The 26,486-nt window shown below is 62.2% G+C and carries 31 protein-coding genes; 5 read left to right on the top strand and 26 right to left on the bottom strand.

Features of this window, described 5'->3' with window-relative positions:
* Positions 1–73: 73 nt before the first annotated feature.
* The 15 genes from NKI46_RS24190 to NKI46_RS24120 all read right to left on the bottom strand — a co-directional run bounded on the left by NKI46_RS24190 (position 74) and on the right by NKI46_RS24120 (position 14,278).
* Positions 74–361 carry a DUF2160 domain-containing protein gene (locus NKI46_RS24190; protein WP_023754892.1) on the bottom strand — a complete coding sequence of 96 codons (288 nt, stop codon included), beginning with the start codon at positions 359–361 and terminating at the stop codon, positions 74–76.
* 67 nt (positions 362–428) lie between these two features.
* A complete protein-coding gene (locus NKI46_RS24185; protein ID WP_023754893.1) occupies positions 429–1,343 on the bottom strand; it encodes a carbohydrate ABC transporter permease in 915 nt (304 codons plus the stop codon).
* 1 nt (position 1,344) lies between these two features.
* A complete protein-coding gene (locus NKI46_RS24180) occupies positions 1,345–2,211 on the bottom strand; it encodes a carbohydrate ABC transporter permease (protein ID WP_023670975.1) in 867 nt (288 codons plus the stop codon).
* Positions 2,212–3,303 carry an ABC transporter ATP-binding protein gene (locus tag NKI46_RS24175; RefSeq protein WP_352748212.1) on the bottom strand — a complete coding sequence of 364 codons (1,092 nt, stop codon included), beginning with the start codon at positions 3,301–3,303 and terminating at the stop codon, positions 2,212–2,214.
* An 11-nt stretch (positions 3,304–3,314) separates the two neighbouring features.
* Positions 3,315–4,394 (bottom strand): ABC transporter ATP-binding protein, encoded by a 1,080-nt coding sequence (locus tag NKI46_RS24170; protein ID WP_023684650.1) that lies wholly within the window; start codon positions 4,392–4,394, stop codon positions 3,315–3,317.
* A 38-nt stretch (positions 4,395–4,432) separates the two neighbouring features.
* Positions 4,433–5,953, bottom strand: a complete 1,521-nt coding sequence (gene glpD, locus NKI46_RS24165) for a glycerol-3-phosphate dehydrogenase (RefSeq protein WP_023754894.1) — start codon at positions 5,951–5,953, stop codon at positions 4,433–4,435.
* Between the two features lie 117 nt (positions 5,954–6,070).
* On the bottom strand, positions 6,071–6,838 hold the full coding sequence (locus NKI46_RS24160) for a DeoR/GlpR family DNA-binding transcription regulator (RefSeq protein WP_023742487.1): 768 nt from the start codon (positions 6,836–6,838) through the stop codon (positions 6,071–6,073).
* A gap of 115 nt (positions 6,839–6,953) precedes the next feature.
* The gene (locus tag NKI46_RS24155; RefSeq protein WP_023754895.1) at positions 6,954–7,400 is read right to left on the bottom strand and encodes a hypothetical protein; all 447 of its coding nucleotides are present in this window, start codon (positions 7,398–7,400) and stop codon (positions 6,954–6,956) included.
* A gap of 14 nt (positions 7,401–7,414) precedes the next feature.
* Complete coding sequence (locus NKI46_RS24150) at positions 7,415–8,830, bottom strand: pyridoxal phosphate-dependent decarboxylase family protein (RefSeq protein WP_352748208.1); 1,416 nt, start codon at positions 8,828–8,830, stop codon at positions 7,415–7,417.
* A gap of 89 nt (positions 8,831–8,919) precedes the next feature.
* The gene (locus NKI46_RS24145) at positions 8,920–9,651 is read right to left on the bottom strand and encodes a proteasome-type protease (RefSeq protein ID WP_023754897.1); all 732 of its coding nucleotides are present in this window, start codon (positions 9,649–9,651) and stop codon (positions 8,920–8,922) included.
* A 32-nt stretch (positions 9,652–9,683) separates the two neighbouring features.
* Complete coding sequence (locus NKI46_RS24140; protein ID WP_023670966.1) at positions 9,684–10,478, bottom strand: transglutaminase family protein; 795 nt, start codon at positions 10,476–10,478, stop codon at positions 9,684–9,686.
* An 85-nt stretch (positions 10,479–10,563) separates the two neighbouring features.
* Positions 10,564–11,505, bottom strand: a complete 942-nt coding sequence (locus NKI46_RS24135) for an alpha-E domain-containing protein (protein ID WP_023670965.1) — start codon at positions 11,503–11,505, stop codon at positions 10,564–10,566.
* Between the two features lie 136 nt (positions 11,506–11,641).
* Complete coding sequence (locus tag NKI46_RS24130; protein ID WP_023670964.1) at positions 11,642–13,054, bottom strand: circularly permuted type 2 ATP-grasp protein; 1,413 nt, start codon at positions 13,052–13,054, stop codon at positions 11,642–11,644.
* A gap of 307 nt (positions 13,055–13,361) precedes the next feature.
* Positions 13,362–13,598, bottom strand: a complete 237-nt coding sequence (locus tag NKI46_RS24125; RefSeq protein ID WP_023670963.1) for an Lrp/AsnC family transcriptional regulator — start codon at positions 13,596–13,598, stop codon at positions 13,362–13,364.
* A 68-nt stretch (positions 13,599–13,666) separates the two neighbouring features.
* On the bottom strand, positions 13,667–14,278 hold the full coding sequence (locus NKI46_RS24120) for a DsbA family protein (RefSeq protein ID WP_023684644.1): 612 nt from the start codon (positions 14,276–14,278) through the stop codon (positions 13,667–13,669).
* Between the two features lie 193 nt (positions 14,279–14,471).
* Here NKI46_RS24120 and NKI46_RS24115 point away from each other — a divergent pair, with 193 nt between their 5' ends.
* Positions 14,472–14,894 (top strand): DUF4864 domain-containing protein, encoded by a 423-nt coding sequence (locus tag NKI46_RS24115; protein WP_023684643.1) that lies wholly within the window; start codon positions 14,472–14,474, stop codon positions 14,892–14,894.
* Positions 14,895–14,900: 6 nt separating this feature from the next.
* Here NKI46_RS24115 and tgt read toward each other — a convergent pair whose 3' ends face one another.
* The 7 genes from tgt to coaD form a co-directional block, all read right to left on the bottom strand.
* Positions 14,901–16,031, bottom strand: a complete 1,131-nt coding sequence (gene tgt, locus NKI46_RS24110) for a tRNA guanosine(34) transglycosylase Tgt (RefSeq protein ID WP_023715836.1) — start codon at positions 16,029–16,031, stop codon at positions 14,901–14,903.
* Positions 16,024–16,293, bottom strand: a complete 270-nt coding sequence (locus NKI46_RS24105) for a hypothetical protein (RefSeq protein ID WP_023684641.1) — start codon at positions 16,291–16,293, stop codon at positions 16,024–16,026. Before NKI46_RS24105 ends, tgt begins: the two co-directional genes overlap by 8 nt.
* Complete coding sequence (queA, locus tag NKI46_RS24100; RefSeq protein ID WP_023715837.1) at positions 16,283–17,371, bottom strand: tRNA preQ1(34) S-adenosylmethionine ribosyltransferase-isomerase QueA; 1,089 nt, start codon at positions 17,369–17,371, stop codon at positions 16,283–16,285. Before queA ends, NKI46_RS24105 begins: the two co-directional genes overlap by 11 nt.
* Complete coding sequence (locus NKI46_RS24095; protein ID WP_023684639.1) at positions 17,371–17,820, bottom strand: DMT family transporter; 450 nt, start codon at positions 17,818–17,820, stop codon at positions 17,371–17,373. Before NKI46_RS24095 ends, queA begins: the two co-directional genes overlap by 1 nt.
* Positions 17,821–17,832: 12 nt before the next feature.
* Positions 17,833–18,345: a peptidylprolyl isomerase gene (locus tag NKI46_RS24090; protein WP_023693397.1), complete on the bottom strand. Its 513-nt coding sequence runs from the start codon at positions 18,343–18,345 to the stop codon at positions 17,833–17,835.
* A 43-nt stretch (positions 18,346–18,388) separates the two neighbouring features.
* Positions 18,389–18,883, bottom strand: a complete 495-nt coding sequence (locus NKI46_RS24085) for a peptidylprolyl isomerase (RefSeq protein WP_245260126.1) — start codon at positions 18,881–18,883, stop codon at positions 18,389–18,391.
* A gap of 169 nt (positions 18,884–19,052) precedes the next feature.
* Entirely contained in the window at positions 19,053–19,553 is a 501-nt protein-coding gene (gene coaD / locus NKI46_RS24080; protein WP_352748202.1) for a pantetheine-phosphate adenylyltransferase, read from the bottom strand.
* A gap of 194 nt (positions 19,554–19,747) precedes the next feature.
* Between coaD and NKI46_RS24075 the strand changes: the two genes are divergently transcribed.
* The gene (locus NKI46_RS24075; protein WP_023670953.1) at positions 19,748–19,894 is read left to right on the top strand and encodes a hypothetical protein; all 147 of its coding nucleotides are present in this window, start codon (positions 19,748–19,750) and stop codon (positions 19,892–19,894) included.
* Between the two features lie 55 nt (positions 19,895–19,949).
* On the opposite strand, the gene gyrA is transcribed toward NKI46_RS24075, so the two are convergent.
* Complete coding sequence (gene gyrA / locus NKI46_RS24070; RefSeq protein WP_023696506.1) at positions 19,950–22,739, bottom strand: DNA gyrase subunit A; 2,790 nt, start codon at positions 22,737–22,739, stop codon at positions 19,950–19,952.
* A gap of 223 nt (positions 22,740–22,962) precedes the next feature.
* Positions 22,963–23,814 carry a helix-turn-helix transcriptional regulator gene (locus tag NKI46_RS24065; RefSeq protein ID WP_023715839.1) on the bottom strand — a complete coding sequence of 284 codons (852 nt, stop codon included), beginning with the start codon at positions 23,812–23,814 and terminating at the stop codon, positions 22,963–22,965.
* A gap of 87 nt (positions 23,815–23,901) precedes the next feature.
* Between NKI46_RS24065 and NKI46_RS24060 the strand changes: the two genes are divergently transcribed.
* From NKI46_RS24060 to NKI46_RS24050, 3 genes are all read left to right on the top strand, one after another.
* Positions 23,902–24,438: a hypothetical protein gene (locus NKI46_RS24060; RefSeq protein WP_023706193.1), complete on the top strand. Its 537-nt coding sequence runs from the start codon at positions 23,902–23,904 to the stop codon at positions 24,436–24,438.
* 34 nt (positions 24,439–24,472) lie between these two features.
* Positions 24,473–24,850: a VOC family protein gene (locus NKI46_RS24055; protein WP_023706192.1), complete on the top strand. Its 378-nt coding sequence runs from the start codon at positions 24,473–24,475 to the stop codon at positions 24,848–24,850.
* Positions 24,851–24,956: 106 nt separating this feature from the next.
* Complete coding sequence (locus tag NKI46_RS24050; RefSeq protein ID WP_023670949.1) at positions 24,957–25,586, top strand: MarC family protein; 630 nt, start codon at positions 24,957–24,959, stop codon at positions 25,584–25,586.
* 45 nt (positions 25,587–25,631) lie between these two features.
* On the opposite strand, the gene NKI46_RS24045 is transcribed toward NKI46_RS24050, so the two are convergent.
* Together NKI46_RS24045 and NKI46_RS24040 are read right to left on the bottom strand one after the other, a co-directional pair.
* Positions 25,632–26,057, bottom strand: coding sequence for an OsmC family protein (locus tag NKI46_RS24045; RefSeq protein ID WP_023706191.1), 426 nt, complete (start codon positions 26,055–26,057; stop codon positions 25,632–25,634).
* Positions 26,058–26,080: 23 nt separating this feature from the next.
* The gene (locus NKI46_RS24040) at positions 26,081–26,479 is read right to left on the bottom strand and encodes a DUF2306 domain-containing protein (protein ID WP_023752202.1); all 399 of its coding nucleotides are present in this window, start codon (positions 26,477–26,479) and stop codon (positions 26,081–26,083) included.
* Positions 26,480–26,486: the final 7 nt, after the last annotated feature.

Here is a 26,486-nt window from a genome sequence, read left to right as displayed (position 1 = left end):
TTCCTCCACATTTAGGTTTCAAGTGCGATCTGGAACGGCCGCCGGCACGCGGTCGATCCAACAGTTTCCCCCTCTATACGTAGCGGAACACGCCGACGGCGTAGACCACGGAGAGAGCGAGAGCCCACCACAGGTTGGATCCGACAAGACCCAGCCAAGCGAGATGGATAAAGGCGCTGCCAAGCAGCGACAGAAAAAGACGGTCGCCGCGCGTCGTCTCGAAGCGCAGGATGCCGACGCGCGGATTGCCGCCCGGCGAGGCATATTCCCAAAACGCCATGCCGCACAGCAGCAGGAGAATGGTGCCGAAGAACGCCGCCGTCGGCCACGTCCACGCCATCCAGGTGAGGTCGAGATTCATGGTGACACCCTCCCCAGGGCAAAGCCCTTGGCGGTGGTGGTGAGGATGAACCCGTGCTTTTGTTTCATCACACCCTCCCCAGGGCGAAGCCCTTGGCGATGTAGTTGCGGACAAACCAGATGACGAGCGCGCCGGGGATCAGCGTCAGCACGCCGGCGGCGGCAAGCAGGCCCCAGTCCATGCCGGCGGCCGAGACGGTGCGGGTCATGGTGGCGGCGATGGGCTTGGCATCGGTGGTCGTCAGCGTGCGAGCGATCAAAAGCTCGACCCATGAGAACATGAAGCAGAAGAAGCACGCGACACCGATGCCGCTGGCGATCAGCGGCATGAAAATCCTGACGAAGAAGCGCGGGAAGGAGTAGCCGTCGATATAGGCTGTTTCGTCGATCTCTTTGGGCACGCCCGACATGAAGCCTTCGAGGATCCACACCGCCAGCGGCACGTTGAACAGGCAGTGCGCCAGCGCCACCGCGATGTGGGTGTCGATCAGGCCGAAGGCCGAATAGAGCTGGAAGAACGGCAGCGCGAACACCGCCGGCGGCGCCATGCGGTTGGTCAGCAGCCAAAAGAACAGATGCTTGTCGCCGAGGAAGCGGTAGCGCGAAAAGGCGTAGGCCGCCGGCAGCGCCGCAGCCACGGAAATCACCATGTTCATGACAACATAGGTGATCGAGTTGATGTAGCCCGAATACCAGGACGCATCGGTGAAGATAGTGACGTAGTTGGCGATCGTAGGCTGATGCGGATAGAGCGTTAGCGAGGAGACGATCTCGGCATTGGTCTTGAAGCTCATGTTGATGAGCCAGTAGATCGGCAGCAGAAGCACGATGATGTAGATCGTCGGCACGATCCACCACCAGCGCGATTCCTCGCCGCGCTTGCGCATCAGCCGGGCGACCTGATCCTGCGAAAGCGTGCTCGCCAATTTTCCCGAAGCTGTGGTTTCGCTCACTCTGTCGGCTCTTTCGTTGGCGCCGGCCATCTCAGCGCTCCGCGTCGTAGTTGGTCATCACGGTGTAGAACACCCATGACAACAACAGGATGATCAGGAAGTAGACCAGCGACATGGCGGCCGCCGGACCGAGGTCGAACTGGCCGAGCGCGGTCTTGACGAGGTCGATCGACAGGAAGGTCGTCGAGTTGCCGGGGCCGCCGCCGGTGACGACGAAGGGCTCGGTGTAGATCATGAAGCTATCCATGAAGCGCAACAGCACGGCGATCAAAAGCACACGCTGCATCTTCGGCAGCTGGATGTAGCGGAACACCGCCCAGCGCGAGGCGCCGTCGATCTTAGCCGCCTGGTAGAAGGCATCCGGGATCGAAACCAGGCCGGCATAGCAGAGCAGCACGACAAGGCTGGTCCAGTGCCAGACGTCCATGATGATGATGGTGACCCAGGCGTCGAACGGATCCTGCACGTAATTGTAGTCGATGCCGAGCGCGTTGACGTAGTAGCCGAGCAGGCCGATGTCGTTGCGGCCGAAGACCTGCCAGATGGTGCCGACGACGTTCCACGGAATGAGCAGCGGCAACGACATAAGCACCAGGCAGACCGGCACGCCCCAGCCCTTCTTCGGCATGTTGAGCGCGATGAATATGCCGAGCGGCACTTCGATGGCCAGAATGATGAAGGAGAAGATCAGGTTGCGCACCATCGCTTCCCAGAAGCGGCTGGACGACAGCAGTTCCTCGAACCACTGGGTGCCTGCCCAGAAGAAGACGTTGTTGCCGAAGGTGTCCTGCACCGAATAGTTGACGACCGTCATCAGCGGAATGACGGCCGAGAACGCCACCAGCACCAGCACCGGCAGCACCAGGAACCAGGCCTTGTTGTTCCAGGTCTTTTCCATCTATGCCCCCATCTCGACACGCCCCATCTCAACCAGCCAGGAATCGGCATAGATGTTGATGCCGGCCGGATCGAAGCGAACCTTTGGGTCGGCCGGCACGCTCTCGTCCTCGCCGATGACGGCAGCGATCTCGCGGCCTTCGAGGCTGGCGCGCACCACCTTGTGGCGGCCGAGATCCTCGACCTTGCTGATTTTAACCGCCATGCCGTCACGGCCGAGCCTGACATATTCGGGGCGGATGCCGAGTTCGATGGCGCCGGAGCTCCCAGCGGCGGTCTTTGGCGCGCCGGGCAGCTCGATGCGCTGGCTGCCAATGGTCGCGGTCTTGCCCTCGATCGCCACCGGCATGACGTTCATGCCGGGCGAGCCGATGAAGTAACCGACGAATGTGTGGCGCGGGCGCTCGAACAATTCAGCCGGCGTGCCGATCTGGACGATGCCGCCATCATACATGACGACGACCTGGTCGGCGAAAGTCAGCGCCTCGGTCTGGTCATGGGTCACATAGACCATCGTGTAGCCGAAGCGGCGGTGCAGTTGCTTCAATTGCGAGCGCAGCACCCACTTCATGTGCGGATCGATAACCGTCAGCGGTTCGTCGAACAGGATGGCATTGACATCCGAGCGCACCAGGCCGCGGCCGAGCGAGATCTTCTGCTTCTGGTCGGCGGTCAGGCCCCTCGCCTTCTTCTTCGCCCACGACGCCAGGTCGATCATCTCCAGCGTCTCGCGCACCTTACGGTCGACATCGGCCTCCGGCACGCCGCGATTGCGCAGCGGGAAGGCAAGATTGTCGTAAACGGTCATGGTGTCGTAGATGACCGGGAACTGGAACACCTGCGCGATGTTGCGCTCCTGCGTCGACAGATTGGTGACGTCCTTGCCGTTGAACAGCAACTCACCGTGCGAGGGGTGCAGAAGTCCCGAAATGATGTTGAGCAGCGTGGTCTTGCCGCAACCCGAAGGCCCCAGCAGCGCGTAGGCGCCGCCATCCTCGAATGTGTGGTGCACTTCCCTCAGCGCAAAATCGGCATCCTTCTGCGGGTTGGGCAGGTAGGAGTGCCTGACATGGTTGACGTCGATGCGCGCCATCTCTTCCCTCCTCAGGCCGCAAGCTTCGGCGCGGCGACGGCGCTGCCGTTGCTGTCGAAGACCATGATGTGGCGCGGATCGATAAACACCTCGATCTCGGCGTCCGGCTCGAAATCGCGGATGCCGTGGGTCAGCATGACCCAACGCGCATCGGCAAAATCGAGGTGGATGAAGCTTTCCGAGCCGGTGATCTCGGTGATCGTCACCTTGGCGCGCACCGGCACCGCGGCAGCGTTGGGCCGCTCGAGCGACAGATGATGCGGCTGAAAGCCGATCGTGTAATTGGCGTCGGCAATGCCGGCGAGTTCGGCCGGCACCGGCAGCTTGACGCCGCCCTCGAGCAGGAAATCCGGGCCCTTCTTGGCCAGCACGATGGTGTTGAGCGGCGGATCGGCAAAGGTTTTCGCCGTCACCAGGTCGATCGGCTTGCGGAAGACGTCGATGGTCGGCCCGAATTGGGTGATCCGCCCCTCGGACAGCGTCGCCGTATTGCCGCCGAGCAGCAAGGCTTCATGCGGCTCGGTCGTGGCGTAGACGAAAATAGTGCCGGCGGCGGCAAATATCTTGGGCAGTTCGGCGCGCAGCTCCTCGCGCAATTTGTAGTCGAGATTGGCGAGCGGCTCGTCGAGCAGCACCAGGCTGGCATTCTTGACGATGGCGCGAGCCAGCGCCGTACGCTGCTGCTGGCCGCCGGACAGGCTGAGCGGCGTGCGGTCGAGATAGGGTGTGAGCTTCAAAAGCCCTGCCGCGTTGCGGACTTCCTTGTCGATCTTGGCCTGGTCGGTGCCGGCGACGCGCAATGGCGAGGCGATGTTCTCGTAGACGGTCATCGCGGGGTAGTTGATGAACTGCTGATAGACCATGGCGATCTTGCGCTGCTGCACCGGCATGCCGGTGACATTCTGGCCGTCGAACCAGACTGAACCGGTGGTCGGCACGTCGAGTCCGGCCATCAGCCGCATCAGGCTGGTCTTGCCCGACAGTGTCGGCCCGAGCAAAACGTTGAGCGAGCCGTGCTGAAGCGTCAGCGACACGTCGCGGATATGCTCCACCGCGCCGACCATCTTCGTCACGTTTCTCAGTTCCAGCATGATGCCTCCTCCCAGGCTTTGTGCATCAATCGCCTTCCCTATTCCGCTGCCGCGACATGGCGCCGGCTGATGCCGCGCATGAATTCGTCAAGCGCCGAGGCCTGTTCGCGGCTGAGATGCAGACCGCGCTTGGTGCGACGCCACAATACATCTTCGGCGGTCAGCGCCCATTCGTTTTCGCTGAGGTAGCGTACCTCGGCCTCATAGAGATCAGCGCCGAAATTGCGGCCGAGATCGGCGTTCGACTTGGCGAGGCCGAGCAGCACTTGCGCGCGCGTGCCGTAAAGCCGGGTCAACCGACGCGCCAGGCGCTGGTCGATGAAAGGAAAGGCGCTCTTCAGCTTCGCCACCTGGACGTCGAAACCGGTGGCCGGGAAATCGCCGCCCGGCAAGGGCGCGTTCGCCGTCCACGGCTTGCCGCGCTTGCCGAGAAAACCTTCGACCTTTTCCAGCATCGATTCCGACAACCGGCGGTAGGTGGTGATCTTGCCGCCGAAAGCGTTGACGATCGGCGCCTTGCCCCCGCCGCCGTCGGCTTTCAGCACATAGTCGCGGGTCGCTTCCTGCGCCTTCGAAGCGCCGTCGTCGTAGAGCGGGCGCACGGCCGAATAGGTCCAGACGATGTCGGGGCGCGTCACGGCTTCAGCAAAATATTCGCTCGCCGCCGCGCAGAGATAGTCTATCTCGGTGTCGCTGATCTTCACGTCATGCGGATCGCCGGGATAGTCGCGATCGGTGGTGCCGATCAGCGTAAATTCTTCCTCGTAAGGGATGGCGAAGATGATGCGCCCGTCCTTATTCTGGAAGAAATAGGCGCGCGGATCATCGAACTTCTTTTTGATGACGATATGACTGCCCTGCACCAGGCGCACATTGTGCACGTCGTTCTGGTCCACGGTGGTCGACAGGACGTGGTCGACCCATGGACCGGCGGCATTGACCAGCAGCCGGGCCTTGACCTCCTCGGCCTCTCCCGTCTGCACGTCTTCCACGCGGATCGCCCACAGATCGCCTTCGCGCCGCGCCCCGACGACTTTCGTGCGGGTGCGGATGGTGGCGCCGCGGTCGGCGGCGTCACGCGCATTCAACACCACCAACCGGGCATCGTTGACCCAGCCGTCCGAGTACTCGAAGGCCTTGTGAAACAGCGGCTTCAGCGGCTTGCCAGCTGGATCCTTGGACATGTCCAGTGTCCGGGTCGCCGGCAGCAATTTGCGGCCACCAATATGATCGTAGAGGAACAGGCCGAGCCGGATCAGCCAGGCCGGGCGCAGGCCCTTGGCATAGGGCAGCACGAAGCGCATCGGCCAGATGATGTGCGGCGCGTTCTTCCACAGAACCTCGCGCTCCATCAGCGCCTCGCGCACCAGCCGGAACTCGTAGAATTCGAGGTAGCGAAGACCGCCGTGGATCAGCTTGGTCGAGCCGGAGGAGGTTCCGCTGGCAAGATCGTTCATCTCGGCGAGAAATACCGAAAAGCCCCGCCCAACGGCGTCGCGGGCGATGCCGCAGCCATTGATGCCGCCACCGATGACGAAGATGTCACGGACTGCGTCCACAAAGCCCTCCCGCGATTTCGCATTGCAGCATTTTTAGGTTTTTACGAAACCGTAGCGGGATTATTTCGAAATAAGAACGAATGTCAAACGAAATATCACGGGGCTGTGATAGCGCCGCTATCCGAGCGACGTTTCAATCAATTGCACCTCGGCCTCTTCGCAGATCCGGCGCACCGACGGGATGTCGCAACGGTCGGTGATGAAGGTGTTTACCTGCGAGAGATGGCCGATGCGAACCGGCGCGGTGCGTTCGAACTTGGTCTGGTCGGACACCAGGATGACATGCCTGGCATTGGCGATGATGGCTTGCGCCACTTTCACTTCGCGAAAGTCGAAATCGAGCAACGCGCCGTCATGGTCGATGGCCGAGGCGCCGATCACCGCATAGTCGACCTTGAACTGCCTGATGAAATCGACCGCGGCCTCGCCGACAACGCCGCCGTCGGAGCCACGCACGACGCCGCCGGCGATTACCACCTCGATCGAAGGATAGATGCGCATCCTGTTGGCAACATTGATATTATTGGTGATGACCATCAGCCCGGTATGGTCGAGCAGCGCCTTGCTGACCGACTCGGTCGTGGTGCCGATATTGATGAACAGGGAGGCGTTGTCGGGTATCAGCCTGGCCGCCGCGCGGCCGATGGCCTCCTTCTCGTCGGCGGCAATCTTGCGGCGCGCCTCATACTCCATGTTCTCGATGCCGGACGGGAACAGGGCCCCGCCATGGATGCGCGTCAGCAGCCGCTGATCGCAGAGATCGTTGAGGTCCTTGCGGATGGTCTGTGGCGTCACGTTGAAATGCGTGGCGAGGTCATCGACCAGCACACGGCCATGGTCCTTCGCCATCTGGATGATTTCGGCATGGCGCGGCGACAAATACACTGAGAACCTCCCGTTTTCGTTTTTCTTGTTTGTAGCTGAAAACGAAAGCAATGAAAAGGGAGACGCCGGCTAATGAAATATCGATGATTGCAAAGGCGAACCGGGCAGATACGGCTCAGACCCGCTCCGCCACCTTGCGGGTGACAGCCGCGACTTTACCTGGCGAGCGGATCATCAGGAAATTGCCGGACCAGTATCCCGGGATTCGCCAAGTGCCTTTGATCTCGGTTGCATCACCGTTGATGATGCCGCTGTAGTGAATCGGGTGCGCCTTCAATTGGGCCTTGTCGTATGTCTTGGTAAAGGAGACGGCGTTGCCCTCTCGCTGCCCCTGCAGGCTTGCGTATCTTGCCGTGCTGGTCGCCGCCGGTTCGTGGGTCATCCCCGTCAAGCTGGTTGCCGTCTCGATCAGCGTTGCAACGAAGGAAACCGGCGGCAGTTCGCGCGGATAGAAATAGCGCCCGCTCCAGACGCCCGTCAGATTCTGGCTAACCCCTTCAGCCCTTCCGGCCATATGCTTGCTCGCAAGTCCTTGCTGGCTTGCCCCGGCGGCGGCAACCACCCGGGCAATCCCTGTCAGTCCTTCGGGGATCTTGCACACTCGCAGATGACAGTGAAGGCGGTATCGACATCGGCCGCGGTTGTCTCGAACTGGCCTGCCTGGAAGCGGATGGCGACCCGCCCATCGACACGCGTCTGCGTCAGGTAGATACGGCCGTCATTGTTGATGGCGTCGACCAGACGCAGATTGTGCTCGTCGCAGTCAGCGCCGGATGCGGCGCGATGCCGGAACGAGAACAGCGACAGCATCGGCTGGCTGGCGAGCTCGAAATCCTCCTCCTCGGCCAGGCGCGCTGCTATGCCTTCGCTCCAGGCGACGTGATTGCGGATCATGGTGCGCAGCGCCTCGAGGCCATGGGCGCGCAGCAGGAACCACAGCTTCAGCGCCCGGAAGCGACGGCCGAGAGGCACCGACCATTCGGAGTAGTTGATGATGCCGTCATGGCCGCGAGTTTTCAGATAGTCCGGCTTGATCGCCAGCGTGCGCACGAGATCCTCCGGCTGACGGACGAACTGGATCGAGCAGTCGAATTGCGCGCCCAGCCATTTGTGCGGGTTGAAGACGATCGAGTCCGCGCCCTCGACACCGGTCCAGAAATGCCGGTATTCCGGACAGATCATCGCCGATCCGGCCCAGGCGGCGTCGATATGCAGATAGAGCCCCTGGCGTTTGGCCACCGCGGCCACTTCAGCGATGTCGTCGGTGCCGCCGGTGCTGGTGCCGCCGACGCACGCGATGACGCCGGCCGGCAATAGGCCGGCCGCGCGGTCGGCAACAATCGCCGCTTCCAAAGCCGCGGTATCCATGGCGCGGTAGGTGCCGGCGACGGGAATGCGGACGAGGTTTTCCTCGCCAATGCCGGCGACCCAGATGGCGCGGTCGATCGAGGTGTGCACCTGGTCGGAGGAATAGACGCGCAGCCTGCCCTGCCCGGAAAGACCCTTCTTGTTGCCCTGCCAGTCGAGCGTGCGCTCGCGCATGGTCAACACGGCGGCCAGCGTCGCCGATGATGCGGAGTCCTGGATCACGCCGGAAAAGCCTTCGGGCAGGCCGAGCGCCTGGCGCATCCAGTCGACGATGCGCGTCTCAAGCTCTGTCGCCGCCGGCGAAGTCTGCCACAGCATGCACTGCGCGGCCATCGCAGAGACCAGATATTCGGCCACCACCGAGACGGGTGCTGCATTGGCCGGGAAATAAGCAAAGAAACGCGGATGCTGCCAATGCGTCATGCCGGGCACGATCTTGGCTTCGAAATCGGCGAAGATCGTCTCCATCGATTCCGCGGCCTCCGGCGGAGAAGCTTCGATGCTCCTGAAGATCTCGCCCGGCGCTATGGCAGGTCGCACGGGCCGATCGCGAAGGCCGGCGCGGTAATCAGCGCCCCAGTCGGCGGCGCGCCTCGACCAGTCGCGGAATTGCTCGTTGTCCATGGATCCTCCCGACGCGCCGATCAGCCAGCCGCTTGAATTTTGATTAACATGTTAAATAGAGACAGGCAACCGCGACGAAGGTTCCCGCGCTACCCCGGAAAATCCGGCAGGCTGGCAAAGGCCGTCTTCAACGCGTTCGACCAGCCTTCGGAAATAGCACGATAATATCGATCGTCCTGGCCGATGCGCTTTTTCAAACCCACCATGAACGTGTCCTCCTCCAGGAACAGAAGGTCGAGAGGCAGGCCGACGGACAGGTTCGATTTCAGCGTCGAATCGAACGATACCAGCAAGAGCTTGACCGTTTCAGCCAGGCTCATCGTCCTTTCATAGGCACGGATGATGATCGGCTTGCCGTATTTGGTCTCGCCGATCTGGAAGAACGGCGTGTCGTCGGTCGATTCGATGAAATTGCCCTCGGGATAGATCATGAACAGCCGTGGCGGGCTGCCCTTGATCTGGCCGCCGAGGATGAAGGAGGCGTTGAAATAGGAATCCGCCTTTTCGCCGGCAGGCGACGAGCTGGCGATGACTTCCTTGACGGTGTCGCCGACCAGCCGCACCGTCTGGTACATGGATGGGGTTTCGAGCAGCGTCGCGTGGCGCTCGGCCACCGCCTTGGTGCGCTCGTCGAGCAGGCTGACCACGGCCTGCGTCGTGGCCAGATTGCCGGCCGACATCAGCACGATGACGCGCTCGCCTGGCTCTTCCCAGACATGCATCTTCTTGAAAGTGGAGATCGAATCCATCCCGGCATTGGTGCGCGTGTCCGACATGAACACGAGCCCACGATCGATCTTGAGGCCGACGCAATAAGTCATGGAATCTCTTCAGGCAGCAATCTTGCCGGAGACTACTGCTCTACCGTGACGGTGACTGCAAGCTGTTCCTCCGCCTGTCCCAGTCGAATTCCCGATACCGGCGAGGCGTCGCGATAATCACGGCCGGTGGCTACCCTGACATAGCGTTCATCGGGGGAAATGCCGTTTGCGGCGTCGAAGGCGACCCAGCCGAGACCCTGAACATGGGCTTCGGCCCAGGCATGGCTCGCCGCCTGCTCGATGGCCGCATCCATCATCAGATAGCCACTGACATAGCGAGCCGGAAAACCCATGACGCGGGCTGCGGTGACAAAGATGTGGCTGTGATCCTGGCAAACGCCGGTCTTCAGCGCCAATGCCTCTTCCGCCGGGGTCGTCACGCTGGTGGTGCCCGGCGTGTAAGCGACGCGCTCGACGATCAGCGCCATCAGCCGATGCAGCCTTTCGATGTCGGTACCTTTGCCGACCGCCGCGGCAAGCTCGCTTATGCCCTCACCCGGGATGGTCAAAGCTGTCTCCTGGCTGAACAGCCACAGCGGCGCAAAGCCGTGATGCGGACCCGAGACGCCCGCTGTGTCGCGCGTGACAACCTCGCCGGAGGCCTCGACGGTGATGAAGTCGCGCTCGCCCTCGACGCTCAACAGCCTGTTATCGTTGCCGAAATGGTCGTTAAAGCGGACTTCCTCGCGCGCGCCCTCGATCTTCAGCGCCCAGGACAGCACGGTCTGCGTCGGGCCACTGACCGGTAACAGGCGTAGCCGCTGCAACAGATAGTGCACCGGCGCGTCGTAGCGGTATTCGGTACGGTGGGTGATCTTGAGCCGCATGCCTATTTTCCGTTTGTAAGCATGATCTTATCCGAAAACCGGGTCTCACTTGTCGCTAGCGCGGTCCTCCGGTTCGCGATCATGCTCAATTGAACCGGTAATCTTGTGCGATCTCTTCGCCAAGCTTGGTGTTGTCTTGAATGAATCTGGCCAGGAATTCGTGCAGGCCGGTGTCGAATATGTCCTTGATCGACCCTGCCTGCAGCATCGCCTGTGTCCTGTCGACGGTGGCGTGGCAGGCATGACGGTCGCCATAATCGTCGCCGAGGAACTTCAGATGCTCGGCGAGAAAACGATAACAGAAGGTCAGCGAGCGCGGCATGCGCACATTGAGGATCAGATAGTCGGCAATGTTGGTCGGTTTGTAGTCGGCCTCATAGACCCAGCGATAGGAACGGTGCGCCGACACCGAGCGCAGGATCGATTCCCATTGGTAGTTGTCGAGGCTCGAGCCGACCCAGGAGATCGACGGCAGCAGCACGTAGTATTTCACGTCGAGGATGCGTGCCGTGTTGTCGGCCCGCTCGACATAGGTGCCGAGTTGTGAGAAGTCGAAGATCTCGTTGCGCAGCATCGTGCCGTAGAACGAGCCGCGGATCAGCGCCGTCTCGCGTTTGATGGCGTCGAGCACACTCGGCAGGTCGCGCTCGTCGATCGGCTTTGCCAGCATGCGCTTCAGGGCCATCCAGGCTTCGTTGATGCTCTCCCAGGTCTCGCGCGTCAGCGCGGTGCGCACCATGCGGGCATTGTTGCGAGCGGTCTCGATCGCCGACATCGTGCTCGACGGGTTCGAGGTGTCGCGCAGCAGGAAGTCGGCGACATTGGCGGCGGTGTAGTCCTTGTATTTCTGCGTGAAGGTGACGTCGGAGCCGGCGCTGAGCAGCACCGAATTCCACTCTTCCGACGCGCTCTGGGTGCGGGTCAGCGCCATGCGAAGGCCGGCATCGACCAGACGCGCCATGTTTTCCGCCCGCTCGATATAACGGTTCATCCAGTAGAGCCCGTTGGCGGTGCGGCCGAGAAGCATGGCAAGACCCTTCGGACTAGTGAGTAGGGAATAGTGAGTAGGGATTAGTAAGCATTTGATTCTCTGTGGAATATGGCATTTCTTGTCCCTCTACTGCCTACTGCCTACTGCCTACTGCCTACTGTCTACTGTCTACCTAATCGTCCAACACCCACGTATCCTTCGTCCCGCCGCCTTGCGAGGAATTCACGACCAACGACCCCTCCTTCAGCGCCACCCGCGTCAAGCCGCCGGGAACGATCTGGATTCGGTCGGAGACCAGAACATAGGGCCTGAGATCGACATGGCGCGGCGACAGGCCTTTTTCGGTCAGGATCGGGCAAGTCGACAGCGCCAGCGTCGGCTGGGCGATGTAGTTGGAGGGCTTCGCCTGCAGCTTCTTGGCGAAATCCTGGCATTCCTTCTTGGTCGCAGCCGGGCCGACCAGCATGCCGTAGCCGCCGGAGCCGTGCACTTCCTTGATGACCAGCTCATGGATGTGTTCGAGCACGTATTTCAGGCTGTCGGGCTCCGAGCAGCGCCAGGTCGGGATGTTGCCGAGGATGGCTTTGCGGCCGGTGTAGAACTCGACGATGTCGGGCATGTAGGAATAAATCGCCTTGTCGTCGGCGATGCCGGTTCCCGGCGCGTTGGCGATGGTGATGTTGCCGGCGCGGTAGACGTCCATGATGCCGGGCACGCCAAGGGCCGAGTCCGGCCGGAAGGTCAGCGGATCGAGGAAGGAATCGTCGACGCGCCGGTAAAGCACGTCGATCTGCTTGTAGCCTTCGGTCGTGCGCATAGCGACGTGGCCGTCTACAACGCGCAGATCCTGGCCTTCGACCAGTTGCACGCCCATCTGGTCGGCGAGGAAGGCATGTTCGAAATAGGCGGAGTTGAAGCTGCCCGGTGTCAGCACGGCAATGGTCGGTGCACCCTTGGTGCTTTGCGGCCGCACTGCCGCCAGCGACTGGCGCAGCAATTGCGGATAATTCTCCACCGGCCGCACCTTGATCTGCTGGAACAGCTCGGGAAAGAGCTGCATCATCGTCTCGCGGTTCTCCAGCATGTAGGAGACGCCCGACGGCGTGCGCGCATTGTCCTCCAGCACGTAGAACTCGTTCTCGGAGATGCGGACGATATCGACGCCGATAATGTGGGTGTAGACGCCGGCCGGTGGCCGCACTCCGATCATTTCCGGCAGGAACGCCTCGTTCCTGGCGATCAGCTCCCTCGGCACGCGGCCGGCGCGCAGGATTTCCTGGCGGTGGTAAATGTCGTCGAGGAAAGCGTTCAGCGCCTGCACGCGCTGCTCGATGCCTTGCGTCAGCCTTCGCCATTCATTGCCGGAGATGATGCGCGGCACGATGTCGAAGGGGATCAGCCGCTCGGAGGCTTCCTGCTCGCCATAGACGGCGAAGGTAATGCCGGTCTTGCGGAAGACGCGCTCGGCGTCCTGCATCTTTTCGGTAAGCCTGGCCGGGTCCTGCTCCTTCAGCCAGCGGTCGTAAGCCGTATACGGTTGTCTAAGCCCGGAAACTTCCGGAAGCATTTCATCGAACGCTGCCAATCGCATACTCCCCTGTGACGCCATTTCACTGGCGTCGCGGGAGAAAATCAAGCGCAATCGGTGATTTGGAGGATATCGGCGATCAGTATGTTCCGACTGCCCAAAATTCGGGCAGTCGGAACAGGACCTTAATCAGGCTCTGCCTTGTCGCCGGGCAAGTGCCTGATGCGGCTCTAGCAGTTCACCGGGCAAGTGCCTGATGCGGCCATAGCAGTTCACCGTTTCATGGAAACGGCGACCTGCCATGGCTTTTTGCTTTGCCGCAATTCCGGACGGAAAACCGCTTCACACTTTTCCTGGAATTGCTTTAGAATGCGCGGAAAGTGACGACCGTGAAGGTGTCCTTGATTCCGGGAATAATCTGCACTTTCTCGTTGACGAAGTGGCCGACATCTTCCTCGTCGTCGACGTAGAATTTGGCAAGCAAGTCGTAATTGCCGGCGGTCGAGTAGATCTCCGAGGCGATTTCGGCATCGGCGAGCGCGCTGGCGACCTCATAGGACTTGCCCAGATCGCACTTTATCTGCATGAAAAACGTCTTCATTGCCGGTCCCGATCAAGCTTCAGCACTCAAGCGGCCCTTGTGGCAGACTGCCGCCCGGCTTTCAAGCATCAGGCGGAGCGGGCCTTGGCGACGGCTTGTCTCAGTTCGGACACGGGCATGCCGCGCCGGTACAGGTTGCCGCCGATGACCAGGGCTGGCGTGCCGCGCAGCTTGAAAGCCGTCGCCTGGGCTTCGGTGCGGACAAGGGCAGCGTCGATGTCGGGTTCACGGATGGCGAGGTCGGCACGCACCATCGCCACATCGACACCGACGGAAGAAAGGATGTCGTTGGTGCGGCGTTCCGAAAGGCCGCGCTGGTTGGTCATCAGCGCATCGACCGCCGCGCCATAGTGTTCGCCGCTCAGCAGCGTCACCCGCGCCGCGTCGCGCGACACGTCGCCGAAGATCGGCCAGTCCTTCATCACAAGCCGGACGCCGTTGTCCGCTTCCATCAACTTCTTCAGTTCGACGAAGACGAGCTTGCAGATCGGGCATTGATAGTCGACGAATTCGGCGATGGTGACGTCGCCATCGGGGTTGCCGAGCGCTGGAATGGCGGGATCGAAGGCGACTTCCGTGACAGTCGGCCCGGTGCTTGCCCAGGCGGGCAAGGGAGCCAAAACTGCGAGGCTTGCCGCGCCCTTCAGCAAAAGGCGCCGGTCGATCGGCTGCTTGAACATGGTCGTCCCCTGGTTGCGCGAACGGGTCCCCACCCGTCCCTACGATGCGCGCCCCGCGTTAAAGGAGGCTTAAGCATGATCATGTGGCACTTGCGTGGCGAATATTGCGGTTGCTGAAACCGTGAGGCTCCGCAAACCGTATGGTATGATGCGTCCCGGGACAGGTTTTGTTGGGGGACAATGGAGACAGGCCATGCGCCGCACCGCATTCGCAGTTGTTTCATTGCTGTTCGCGTTGTTCGTGTCGGCAGCCCTTGCCGGCGACGCCGAAGTCAAGGCCGGCCAGGCCGTCATCGATGGTCAGTTGAAGGCGCTCATCGCCAATGATGGCGCCAAGGCGTACAGTTTCGCCGCTCCAAATGTGAAGCGCATCTTTCCGACCGTCGACACCTTCATGAACATGGTGACCAACGGCTATCCGCCGGTGCGCCAGCCGCAGAGCTATTCCTTCGGCAAGGTCGAGCAGATGGGGCCAACTTCTCTAATCCAGCAAGTGCTGATCGTTGGGCCCGACGGCAAGGACTATGAGGCGGTCTACACGCTGGAACAGCAGCCCGACGGCAGCTTTCAAATCACCGGCTGCAGCTTGCGCGCAGCGAATTCGCTCAGCACCTAGATGTGCTTATAGCACCGGAATATCGCCCCTCGCCCATCCCTCTGAAATGTCTGATGTGTGCGCCTCGAAGGCCTTTGCCTCGATCGCGGCGCGAATGTCCTGCATCAGCTTCTGATAGTAAGACAGGTTGTTCCAGGTCAGAAGCATCGCGCCCAGCGCCTCCTGCGAGCGCACGAGATGATGCAGATAGGCGCGTGAATAGTCGCGTGCCGCCGGGCAGTCACTCTCCTCGTCCAGCGGCCGCGGATCGTCCGCATGGCGGGCATTCCTGAGATTGACCTTGCCGCGCCTGGTATAGGCCAGGCCATGGCGGCCGGCGCGGGTCGGCATCACGCAGTCGAACATGTCGATGCCGCGCGCCACCGATTTCACGATGTCGTCCGGCGTGCCGACGCCCATGAGATATCGAGGCTTGTTGTCAGGCAATTCCGGACAGGTGATCTCCAGCATATCCAGCATCACCGCTTGCGGCTCGCCGACGGCCAGGCCGCCGACGGCATAGCCCTTCAGCTCCATCGCGCTCAGCGCCTGCGCCGAGCGCACCCTGAGTGCTGCGTTGTCGCCACCCTGGACGATGCCGAACATGGCCTTGCCGGGCTGGTCGCCGAACGCTGTCTTGCAGCGCTCGGCCCAGCGCAGCGACAGCTCCATCGCGCGCTCGATCTGCTTGAGGTCGGCCGGCAGCGCTGTGCATTCGTCGAGCTGCATCTGGATGTCGGAATCGAGCAGGCCCTGGATCTCGATCGAGCGCTCCGGCGACATCTCGTAGGCAGCGCCGTCAATGTGCGAGCGAAAGGTGACGCCCTTCTCGGTCAATTTTCTGAGCTTCGACAGCGACATGACCTGAAAACCCCCACTGTCGGTCAGGATCGGCTGTGGCCAGCGGGCGAACTCATGCAGGCCGCCAAGCCGCGCCACGCGCTCGGCGCCTGGCCGCAGCATAAGATGATAGGTATTGCCCAGAATGACGTCGGCGCCGACGCCGCGCACCTGGTCCATATACATGGCCTTGACCGTGCCGCCGGTGCCGACCGGCATGAAGGCCGGCGTGCGGATTTCTCCGCGCGGCATGGTGATGGAACCGCGCCGCGCCTTGCCGTCGGTGGCGAGGATCTTGAAGGTGAATGTCTCAGCCATTGAATTCCTTGTCATGGACAGGCGCGCCTGGCGCCTGCCTGTCGAGCGACTGGCGGTATTGGATGCAGCCGCGCATGAATTTCGGCCATGGCGGCACGGCAATCGATGGATCGGTCTTTTCCGGCAGCAGGTCCCACAGGTTGGGATGATGCCAGCATAAATCATGGCCGGTAGAATCTCGGTGCTGGCGAATGCCGGCACGCAATTTCTTCACTTCGGCGATCAGGCTTTCGCGATCAAAGGCCTGCAGGTCATCGTCCATCGCTCATCTCCGCTCGATAAAGCAGGCTTGCATCTCCGTAGGAATAGAACCTGTAATCGTTCCCGATGGCATGAGCATAGGCCGCACGCATCGTATCTAGGCCGCTGAAGGCCGAAACCAGCATGAACAGCGTCGAACGCGGCAGATGGAAATTGGTCATCAGCAGGTCGGCGGTCTTGAACCGATAGCCCGGCGTGATGAAGATGTCGGTCGGGCCGGACCAGGCGGTCAGCGAGCCATCAGGCCGTGCCGCGCTCTCCAGCAGGCGCAGCGAGGTCGTGCCGACAGCGATGATGCGCCCGCCCCGCGCCTTGGCGCCATTCAGAGCGTCGGCTGTTGCTTCGCTGACCGAGCCGGTCTCGGCATGCATCTTGTGGTCAGCGGTGTCGTCCGCCTTGACCGGCAGGAAGGTGCCGGCGCCGACATGCAAGGTGACGAAGCGGCGTTCGATGCCTTTTGCATCCAGCGCGGCAAACAGCTCCGGCGTAAAATGCAGGCCTGCGGTGGGGGCAGCGACTGCGCCCTCCTCCTTGGCATAGATTGTCTGGTAATCCGTCAGGTCGCGTGCGTCGTCGTCGCGCTTGGAGGCGATATAGGGGGGCAGCGGGATGTGGCCGACGGCGCGCAGCGCTTCGTCGAGAAATGGGCCGGAGAGGTCGAAGACGAGCAACGCCTCGCCGGCGTCGCCCTTCTCGATCACCGTGGCGTCGAGTTGGCCGAGAAAACAGGAATTGCCGTCATGGCCGAAATGGATGCGGTCGCCGGCGGCGATGCGCTTGCCCGGCCGCATGAAGGCCAGCCAGCGGTCCGGCGCCATGCGCATATGCAGCGTGGCGTCGACCTGCGCCTGCGCTTCGCCGCGCCGCCTGATGCCTCTCAACTGGGCAGGAATGACCTTGGTGTCGTTGAAGACCAGCACGTCGCCCGTTCTGAGCAAGGACGGAAGGTCGCGCACCGCGCGGTCCGCAAAGTCTTCGCCTGGCCTGACCACCAGCATTCTGGCGCTGTCGCGCGGCTCGGCCGGGCGCAGCGCGATGCGCTCCTCCGGCAGGTCGAAGTCGAAGAGATCGACGCGCATCAGTAGAGCCGGACGAGCAGCGCTCCGGCCAACAGCAGCACCGCGCCGGCGATGCGGCCGAGCGAAATCTCGCGCACCGCCACGCCGAGAAAGCCGACGCGATCGATCAGCATGCCGGCCAGCAACTGGCCGGCAACCAGGAACGCCATCAACGCGGCTGCACCAATGCGCGGCGTAAGAATGGTTGACAGGGTAACATAGAAACCGCCGAGCATGCCGCCGGCGATGAACAGCCAAGGCGCCGGCGCCTTCCAGTCGAGCGAGATGTCCTGCAGCCGCACAACGGCAATGGAGATGATACCAAGCACGATCGCGCCCGACAGGAACGAAAACGCAGCAGCCGCGACCGGGAGCCCCAGGCCGCGCGCCAGCTGCGAGTTGATCGGCGCCTGGACGGCGATGAAGGCGCCTGACAGGATGCCGAGCAGCGACCAGACCAAGCCCATCATCTTCGTTTGTCCTTACCTGACGTCGGCCGCGACCTTCAGCGACACGATCTTGTCGGGATCGACCACCGGCTCGCCGCGCTTGATCTTGTCGACATTGTCCATGCCTTCGATGACCTGGCCCCAGACCGTGTACTGGCGGTTGAGGAAAGCGGCATCGTCGAAGCAGATGAAGAACTGCGAATTGGCCGAGTTCGGGTTCTGCGAACGGGCCATCGAGCAGGTGCCGCGGCCATGGTTGGCGTTGGAGAACTCAGCCTTCAGGTCCGGCTTTTCCGAGCCGCCCATGCCCGCACGCGAAGGCGCGAAGGTCGGCTTCGACGAATTGCCGAACTTCACGTCGCCGGTCTGCGCCATGAAGCCTTCGATGACGCGGTGGAAGACCACGCCGTCATAGGCGCCTTCGCGGGCCAGTTCCTTGATGCGGGCGACGTGGCCGGGAGCCAAATCGGGGAACAGTTCGATGACGACCTTGCCCTTGGTCGTTTCCAGGATGAGCGCGTTCTCGCGGTCCTTGATCTCAGCCATGTCGTATATCCTTTATCTCAGAAAACAGATTGATTTGATTGGTTTACTTGTCGGCGGCGATGCGTACCTTGATCATGCGGTCGGGCTCGCTGACCGTGCCGTTGTCGGCCTCGTCGCCCTTCTTGATCTTGTCCACCAGCTCCATGCCGCTGACGACACTGCCAACGATGGTGTACTGGCCATCGAGGTTCGGCGCCGGCGCGAACATGATGAAGAACTGCGAATTGGCGGAGTTCGGGTCCTGCGAGCGGGCCATGCCGAGCGTGCCGCGCTTGAAATGTTCGCTCTGCGAGAATTCGGCCGGCAGATCGGGCAGGTCTGAACCGCCAGTGCCGACGGCCTCGGGGCTGAACCCCTTCTTCATGTTGCCGAACTTGACGTCGCCGGTCTGCGCCATAAAGCCGTTGATGACCCGGTGGAATGCGACATCGTTATAAGCGCCTTCACGCACCAGCTTCTTGATCTGCGCGACATGCTTGGGTGCCAGGTCGGGGCGTAGCGCGATGGTGACGTCGCCGTTCTTCAAGGTGATGACCATGGTGTTTTCCGGTTCGGCGGCGAAGGCCGAAACGGATGCGGTCACGAGACCGGCAAGCACGACGAGGAACGAGGCGAGCTTTTTCAGCTGCATAAGGGATCTCCGAAGGTCTTTGTTAGGGTGCATGTCGTTGCCCCAAAAACCGGCATCCACTTTGGGGCGACATGCACTATTTCGCGAATTTGGCGGTGAGCGCACCGGCAACGGCGGCCGGTACGAAGGGACGGATGTCTCCGCCCATCGAGGCTATCTGGCGCACAAGTGTGGCAGTAATGGTGCGTACCGATGGGCTGGCGGGCAGAAAAACCGTCTGCAGTTCCGGCGCCATGGTCTCGTTCATGCCAGCCATCTGCATCTCGTAATCGAGATCGGTGCCGTCGCGCAGGCCGCGGATCATGATCGAGGCGCCATGCTTGCGGGCCGCGTCGATGACCAGCCCGTCAAAGGCGACGACCTTGATCCGGTTGCCGTCGCGGCCAAATTCGGCCTTGGTCGCGGCCTCGATCAGCTTCACCCGTTCGTCGAAGGAAAACAGCGGCGTCTTGCCGGGGTGGGTGCCGATCGCCGCATAAACCGTGTCGGCGACAGCCAGCGATGCCTTCAGGACATCGAGATGGCCGTTGGTCAGCGGGTCGAAGGAGCCGGCATAAAGGGCGATGCGATCGGTCATGGGAGGTGCTTCTAGCGGGGCATTGGGCGGAAGGCAAATGCGATTGGGAACATCTGCGTGAACCTTTTCGCAGACATGAACGACAGATGAATGCCTTGATCACGAAGACTTCACGCCGCGTTCGCTAGTTTGCACTTCGGAAAATGAAACCAAAACCCGATCTAACCGTTGGATAGGCGCAGGAGAACACGCACATGCTGATCTACATGCTCGCCACCGCAATGACCGTCGCCATGCTGATCGCCACCGCATTCGGATTGCATAGCGAGGCAGAGCGCGTCCGTGTCCGCACAAAGCGGTTCGAAGGTTTCGGCGCTCGCTGGCCCCACCGTCGCCCCTGATTTATTGCTAGTTCTTGTTTGCGCCGGCCCATCGGGCCGGCGTTGTTGCTCAAACCTATTCGGTGCTGTCCGGTACGGCATCTCCGGCGCCGGCCTCAATGACACCCTCTTCGACATCCTCGTCGGCCTGCGGCTCCGAAATCCGTTCGACCGAAACCACCTTCTCGCCTTCGGCGGTGTTGAAGATGGTCACGCCCTTGGTGGCGCGGCTGGCGAAACGGATACCGTTGACCGGCACCCGGATGACCGTGCCGCCATCCGAAACCAGCATGATCTGGTCGTCATTGCCGACCGGGAAAGTCGCCACCAGCTGGCCGATCTCGGCCACCTTCGACACGTCGGTGGCGCGGATGCCTTTGCCGCCGCGTCCGGTCAGGCGGAAATCGTAGGATGACGAGCGCTTGCCGTAGCCATATTCGGTCACCGTCAGCACATACTGCTCATGCGCCTTGAGCTCTTCGTAACGGCTGTCGGAAAGCTCGGTCTCCTCGCCAATCTCCTCATTGGTGAGTGCAATCTCTTCTTCCTCGCCGGTCACCTCGGCGGCAAGCCGCCGCTCCAGTGCTGCCCGCTTGAGGTAGGCGGAGCGTTCCGCCGGCGAAGCATCGACATGCTCGATCACCGACATGGAGATGATGCGGTCGGTCTCGGCCATGCTTATGCCGCGCACGCCGACCGAATTGCGGCTCTGGAAGACGCGCACATCGCCAACGCGGAAGCGGATGCACTGGCCGGAACTGGCGGTCAAAAGCACATCGTCATTGTCTGTGCAGGTCTCGACGCCGAGAATCTCGTCGCCCTCCTCCTCCAGCTTCATGGCGATCTTGCCATTGCGGTTGACCTGGACGAATTCGGACAGCTTGTTACGGCGCACGGTGCCGCGCGTGGTGGCGAACATGACGTCGAGTTCGCCCCAGCTGGTCTCGTCCTCGGGCAGCGGCATGATGGTGGTGATGCGCTCGCCCTGCTCCAGCGGCAGCATGTTGATCAGCGCCTTGCCGCGCGACTGCGGATTGCCGATTGGCAGCCGCCAGACCTTTTCCTTGTAGACGATGCCGCGCGAGGAGAAGAACAGCACCGGCGTATGCGTGTTGGCGACGAACAGCCGGGTGACGAAATCCTCTTCCTTGGTCGACATGCCGGAGCGGCCCTTGCCGCCGCGGCGTTGCGCCCGGTAGAGCGACAGCGGCACGCGCTTGATGTAGCCGGAATGGCTGACGGTGACGACCATGTCCTCGCGCTGGATCAGATCCTCGTCTTCCATGTCGGCGCCGCCGTCGGTGAGCTCGGTGCGGCGCGGCGTGCCGAACTCGTCGCGCACGGCGGCAAGCTCGTCCTTGACGATCTGTTGGATGCGGGCGCGGGACGACAGAATATCGAGGTAATCCTTGATCTCGTCGCCGATGGTGTTCAGCTCGTCGGCGATTTCGTCACGGCCGAGCGCGGTCAGGCGCTGCAGGCGCAGTTCGAGGATTGCGCGCGCCTGTTCCTCGGAGAGGTTGTAGGTGCCATCCTCATTGATGCGATGGCGCGGATCGTCGATAAGCAGAATCAATGACTCCACGTCCCCGGAGGGCCAGCGCCGCTCCATCAACTGCTCGCGCGCCGTCTGCGGATCGGGCGCGGTGCGGATCAGCTTGATCACTTCGTCGATGTTGGCGACGGCGATGGCGAGGCCGACCAGCACGTGGGCGCGGTCGCGCGCCTTGCGCAGCAGGAATTTCGTGCGCCGGCTAATCACCTCTTCGCGGAAGCTGACAAACGCCTTCAGCATGTCGGTCAGGTTCATCACTTCCGGCTTGCCGCCGTTCAGCGCCACCATATTGGCGCCAAAGGAGGTCTGCAGCGGCGTGAAGCGGTAAAGCTGGTTGAGAATGACGTCGGCGACAGCGTCGCGCTTCAGCTCGATGACGACGCGGTAGCCCTGGCGGTCGCTTTCGTCGCGAATGTCGGAAATGCCTTCGATGCGCTTGTCGCGCACCAGCTCGGCCATTTTCTCGATCATCGAGGCCTTGTTCACCTGGTACGGGACTTCCGTGATGATGATCGATTCACGGTCGTTTCCGCGCTGTTCGACATTGACCTTGCCGCGCATGACGATGGAGCCACGGCCAGTCGCATAGGCGCTGTAGATGCCGGAACGGCCGAGCACGATGCCGCCGGTCGGGAAATCGGGACCCGGAATGATCTCCATCAGCGCCGGCAAATCGATCGCCGGATTGTCGATGATGGCGATGGCGCCGTTGCAGATCTCGGCCAGATTGTGCGGCGGGATGTTGGTGGCCATGCCGACGGCAATGCCGCCGGAACCATTGACCAGAAGATTGGGGAAGCGGGCCGGCAGCACCTTCGGTTCGGTGTCGGATGCGTCATAAGTCTCCTGGAAATCGACGGTTTCCTTGTCGATGTCCTCCAAGAGTTCATGCGCGACCTTGGTCAGCCGCGATTCGGTGTAGCGCATCGCCGCCGGCGGATCGCCGTCGATGGAGCCGAAATTACCCTGTCCGTCGATCAGCGGAACGCGCAGCGACCAGTCCTGCGCCATGCGCACCAAGGCGTCGTAGATCGAGGCGTCGCCATGCGGATGGTATTTACCCATCACGTCGGCGACCGGGCGGGCCGACTTCACATATTTGCGGTTCCAGTGGTAACCGCTCTCATGCGCCGCATAGAGAATGCGGCGGTGAACCGGCTTCAGGCCGTCGCGTACATCGGGCAGCGCACGGCTGACGATGACGCTCATGGCATAAGAGAGGTAGGAGCTCTGCATCTCCTCGATGATGGAGATGGGCTCGATGCCGGTAGGGCCGCCGTCGGCGCCGCGCGGGGGTTTTTGGTCGGTCAAATCGGATCACAATCTAATCAGGAATCACTGACCGCTTATATAGGAAGCACGGCCGAAACTCCAATATTCGTGGTGCTTTTCCAATGAGGATTTCAGTGGTAAATTCAAATGGATACCTCTGATTGCGACGATTTGGCCATAACGCATTCGCCGCCGCCAGGGGCAAAAGCCTGCGAAGGACAGTTTTCCAAGCCAAGAGCGTATCAGGAGGCAGACAGACGCGTCAGCGGGTAGCCACCCGCCGGGCGCGATAGTGGCCAGGCGTCTCACCCATGACGCGCCGGAAACGGCGGTTGAACGTCGACAAATCGTTGAAACCGGCCTCGAAGGCGATTGCCGAGATGGCATCGCCTGACATGCGCAGCCGCACCGCCGCGCGGTGCAGCCGGGTTCTCAGCAGAAACTGATAGGGCGTCATGCCGGCGACCTGCCGGAAGGTGCGCAGGAAATGATACGGGCTGGTCGCCGTCGCGCAGGCAAGCTCGGAAAGCGAGACCGGCCTGTCGGCATTGAGCTCGATCTGCCGCACCGCCTCGGCAACCCGTTTCTGGTCGCGGCGGCTCGGCGGTCGAAGGCCAGGCACCGCATCGCTGGCGACGGGCAGTGCTGCGCCGGCAACTGCCAGTGCTGCACCGGCAATTCGCAGGCCAAGCTCCTCGAAGGCGTCGATGTCGACCATCTCGCGCGCCGCTTCCGCCTCGGCCAGCAGCGATGCGAGCGCCGGCAAAGGCGGCATATGCGGCACGCCGAAGGCGAGCTTGCTCGCGCCGGGCACGTCGCTGGCGATGCGGTCGAGATAGGCCGGAGCGAAGTGGAAGGACAGGCAACGGTCGCCGGCGCCATGCTCATGCCCGCATTCATAGCAGGCGCCGACATTGCCGAGCAGGATTGCGCCCGGCGCCAGCATGGCGGCGCCTTGCCTGGTGCGGTAGCGGAAGGTGCCGCTGGTGACAGCGGCAACGCAGAAGGTGTCGTGCGCCTCCTCGAACGGGCGGTCGCCGGCGCCGGCCGTGCACAGCACGTCGGACACATGCCAGCCCTGCCCCGATGCCAGGTTTTGTTCGCTCGTCGTCATGGCTTGAAAGATAGCAATTTTTGCCAAGCGCGACACCCTGCCGGGGCCTATCGCTTGCAGCCTCCTGACACAACGAAGGCAGCAAGTATGATCGGTACATCCTCCTTTGCCGAAGCGCTCCACAGCGACGGCCCCAACCCCGGTCTGGCTGACAAGCTTGATCTCTACGGCCGCTTCGTCGGCGCCTGGACATTCGATGCCACGCGCCATCTCGAGGACGGCACGGTTCTCACCGGACGCGGCGAGGTGCATTTCGGCTGGGTCCTGGAAGGCAGGGCGATCCAGGATGTATGGATCCTGCCCGCGCGGGATGCCGGCCCCTCGCCTTCTCTCGGCAAATGGACTTTCTATGGCACAACGCTGCGGGCCTATGATCCCGGCTCGGATGCCTGGCACATCTTCTGGAGCGACCCGCGCAACCAATACTACAGCCGCCAGCTTGGTCGCGCCGAAGGCGACACGATTGTGCAGGTCGGCGCCGACGGCACTGGTTCCTCGGTCCGCTGGAGCTTTTCGCGCATCACCAAGGACAGCTTCCGCTGGCTCGGCGAGCGTTCGCACGACGATGGCAAGACATGGCGTCTCGAAGTCGAGTTCCTGGCGCGCCGCGTCGCCCACGACTGATGACGCAACATATTGCAAAAAGGTGACCAAAAGCATGCTTGACCATGTCTCGATCGGCGTCCGCGACACCAACGTTTCGAAGCCCTTCTACGATGCCGCGCTAAAGCCGCTCGGTTATTCCTGCCTCAGCCAGTCGCCAGGCTCACTGGGTTATGGTGCGCAAGCCGTCGCGCTGTGGGTGAACGACGCGGAGCGGCCAGTGCCATCGGACGAGAAGTCCGGTCTGCATTTCTGCTTTGCCGCGCCGACGAGGCAGAGTGTCGTCGCCTTCCATGCCGCCGCCTTGCGTGCAGGCGGCAGCGACAATGGCGCGCCGGGCCTGCGCGCCGACTATGGCGAGGACTATTACGCTGCCTTCATCGTCGATCCCGACGGCTATCGCCTGGAGGCCTATTGCAACGCTGCCGCCTAACATAGCCGGCGTCTCCGGTATCGCCATCTCAGACGGTTCCCACCGGCCAGGCTTTGCTCTACCACTATCGTGGCGCAGGGGTCCGGCCCGGCGGGAGGGGTCAGCGATGCCGAGTTTCGACAGCCTGTTCAATGCCTTCGTCACCATTCTGGTGACCATCGACCCGCCAGGTCTCGCGCCGCTCTTCCTCGCGGTGACACGCGGCATGAACCGCGAGGAACGTCAGCAGGTTTCGGTGCGCGCCTCGATCATCGGCTTCCTGGTGATGGCGCTGTTTGCGGTGGCCGGGGCGTCCATCCTGTCGGTGTTCGGCATCACGTTGCCGGCTTTCCGCGTCGCCGGCGGGTTTTTGCTGTTCTTCATCGCGTTCGAAATGGTGTTTGAGCGCCGCCAGGACCGCAAGGAGAAGATCGGCGACGTCGCCATCACCAAGGACATGATCCACAACATCGCGGCCTTCCCGCTGGCGATCCCGCTGATCGCCGGCCCCGGTGCGATTTCGGCGACTGTGCTACTGTCGGGCTCTTTTCAGGGTTTTGCAGCACAAGCGGCGCTGGTCGGCATCATCTTCGTCTGCCTTGCCATCACCTATCTGGTGTTCGTGCTGTCGGAGCGCATCGACCGCATCCTCGGCCAGACCGGCCGCTCGATCCTCACCCGCCTGCTCGGCGTCATCCTGGCCGCGCTTGCGGTTCAGTTCGTCGCGGATGGGATCAAGGCGCTGATGGCGGGGTGAACGGCAGCCCCTGCTCCCTGCTCCCTGCTCCCTGCTCCCTGCTCCCTACTCCACCGCCGTATCGACGACCTCGAAATCGTGGGTGATGACAGCCGTCTTGGCCAGCATGGCCGAGGCCGAGCAGTATTTCTCGATCGACAGGTTGATGGCGCGCTGGACCTTGTCGCGCGACAGCGCGTGGCCCGTGACGATGAAATGCATGTGGATGCGGGTGAAGACTTTGGGGTCGGTTTCGGCCCGGTCGGCGTCGAGTTCTACAACACAGTCCTCGATCGCCTCGCGGCCTTTTTCGAGGATGTGGACGACATCATAGGCCGAGCAGCCGCCGGTGCCGATCAGCACCAGCTCCATCGGGCTCGGACCTGGCGTCTTGCCTTCCGGCCCGGGGGCGGTCCCCAGCACCAGTTTGTGGCCGCTGCCGGACTCGCCGACGAAGGTGCGCTCCTCGACCCATTTGATCCGTGCTTTCACGGCAATCTTCCTTTCAGAAAGCGTCACTGGCCGAAGACGACCGTGTGCATGATCCGCCCCGGCAGCAGCGTGAACACGCCGGCGCCGATCAGGGCGAAAACATACAGCGATATCATGACCCTGCGATGTTTCGCGACCCGATGCATATGCGCGTGCCAGACCGCCAGCGGCACGGCGATCAACACTAAAATCGACAAGAGATGGATCGGGCTGAACGGACCGACGAGGCGTATCTGCTGGATCCAGAAACTGGAGATGGCGACGACCAGCATCAGCGCCGCCCAGGTATAGCCGACGACACGATGACGCGTCGTGCCTTTCGGCAGCGCCAGTTGCGTAGCGCCAATGGCCAGCGCGGCAAGGGCCGCGAAGGCGTGCCATGGAATGGGAGGGCGCGCCGATAGAAGCGGTCCGAGCGACACCGCACCC

Source organism: Mesorhizobium sp. M0615 (assembly GCF_040320805.1).
Taxonomy (GTDB): domain Bacteria; phylum Pseudomonadota; class Alphaproteobacteria; order Rhizobiales; family Rhizobiaceae; genus Mesorhizobium.
This window is presented reverse-complemented; position numbering and strand designations above follow the sequence as displayed.

Bases quoted from the DNA above. Each gene is read 5' to 3' on its own strand.
- coaD (WP_352748202.1), bottom strand. From the start codon at position 19,553: ATGACCGATCGCATCGCCCTTTATGCCGGCTCCTTCGACCCGCTGACC.
- NKI46_RS24120 (WP_023684644.1), bottom strand. From the start codon at position 14,278: ATGTTCAAGCAGCCGATCGACCGGCGCCTTTTGCTGAAGGGCGCGGCA.
- NKI46_RS24115 (WP_023684643.1), top strand. From the start codon at position 14,472: ATGCGCCGCACCGCATTCGCAGTTGTTTCATTGCTGTTCGCGTTGTTC.
- NKI46_RS24050 (WP_023670949.1), top strand. From the start codon at position 24,957: ATGCCGAGTTTCGACAGCCTGTTCAATGCCTTCGTCACCATTCTGGTG.
- NKI46_RS24075 (WP_023670953.1), top strand. From the start codon at position 19,748: ATGCTGATCTACATGCTCGCCACCGCAATGACCGTCGCCATGCTGATC.
- NKI46_RS24185 (WP_023754893.1), bottom strand. From the start codon at position 1,343: ATGGCCGGCGCCAACGAAAGAGCCGACAGAGTGAGCGAAACCACAGCT.
- NKI46_RS24055 (WP_023706192.1), top strand. From the start codon at position 24,473: ATGCTTGACCATGTCTCGATCGGCGTCCGCGACACCAACGTTTCGAAG.
- tgt (WP_023715836.1), bottom strand. From the start codon at position 16,031: ATGGCTGAGACATTCACCTTCAAGATCCTCGCCACCGACGGCAAGGCG.
- NKI46_RS24060 (WP_023706193.1), top strand. From the start codon at position 23,902: ATGATCGGTACATCCTCCTTTGCCGAAGCGCTCCACAGCGACGGCCCC.
- NKI46_RS24150 (WP_352748208.1), bottom strand. From the start codon at position 8,830: ATGGACAACGAGCAATTCCGCGACTGGTCGAGGCGCGCCGCCGACTGG.
- NKI46_RS24145 (WP_023754897.1), bottom strand. From the start codon at position 9,651: ATGACTTATTGCGTCGGCCTCAAGATCGATCGTGGGCTCGTGTTCATG.
- NKI46_RS24170 (WP_023684650.1), bottom strand. From the start codon at position 4,394: ATGCTGGAACTGAGAAACGTGACGAAGATGGTCGGCGCGGTGGAGCAT.
- NKI46_RS24085 (WP_245260126.1), bottom strand. From the start codon at position 18,883: ATGGTCATCACCTTGAAGAACGGCGACGTCACCATCGCGCTACGCCCC.
- NKI46_RS24125 (WP_023670963.1), bottom strand. From the start codon at position 13,598: ATGAAGACGTTTTTCATGCAGATAAAGTGCGATCTGGGCAAGTCCTAT.
- NKI46_RS24095 (WP_023684639.1), bottom strand. From the start codon at position 17,820: ATGATGGGCTTGGTCTGGTCGCTGCTCGGCATCCTGTCAGGCGCCTTC.
- NKI46_RS24140 (WP_023670966.1), bottom strand. From the start codon at position 10,478: ATGCGGCTCAAGATCACCCACCGTACCGAATACCGCTACGACGCGCCG.
- NKI46_RS24090 (WP_023693397.1), bottom strand. From the start codon at position 18,345: ATGGCTGAGATCAAGGACCGCGAGAACGCGCTCATCCTGGAAACGACC.
- queA (WP_023715837.1), bottom strand. From the start codon at position 17,371: ATGCGCGTCGATCTCTTCGACTTCGACCTGCCGGAGGAGCGCATCGCG.
- NKI46_RS24135 (WP_023670965.1), bottom strand. From the start codon at position 11,505: ATGCTTCTCGGCCGCACCGCCAACGGGCTCTACTGGATGAACCGTTAT.
- NKI46_RS24175 (WP_352748212.1), bottom strand. From the start codon at position 3,303: ATGGCGCGCATCGACGTCAACCATGTCAGGCACTCCTACCTGCCCAAC.
- NKI46_RS24180 (WP_023670975.1), bottom strand. From the start codon at position 2,211: ATGGAAAAGACCTGGAACAACAAGGCCTGGTTCCTGGTGCTGCCGGTG.
- NKI46_RS24105 (WP_023684641.1), bottom strand. From the start codon at position 16,293: ATGGACGATGACCTGCAGGCCTTTGATCGCGAAAGCCTGATCGCCGAA.
- NKI46_RS24190 (WP_023754892.1), bottom strand. From the start codon at position 361: ATGAATCTCGACCTCACCTGGATGGCGTGGACGTGGCCGACGGCGGCG.
- NKI46_RS24065 (WP_023715839.1), bottom strand. From the start codon at position 23,814: ATGACGACGAGCGAACAAAACCTGGCATCGGGGCAGGGCTGGCATGTG.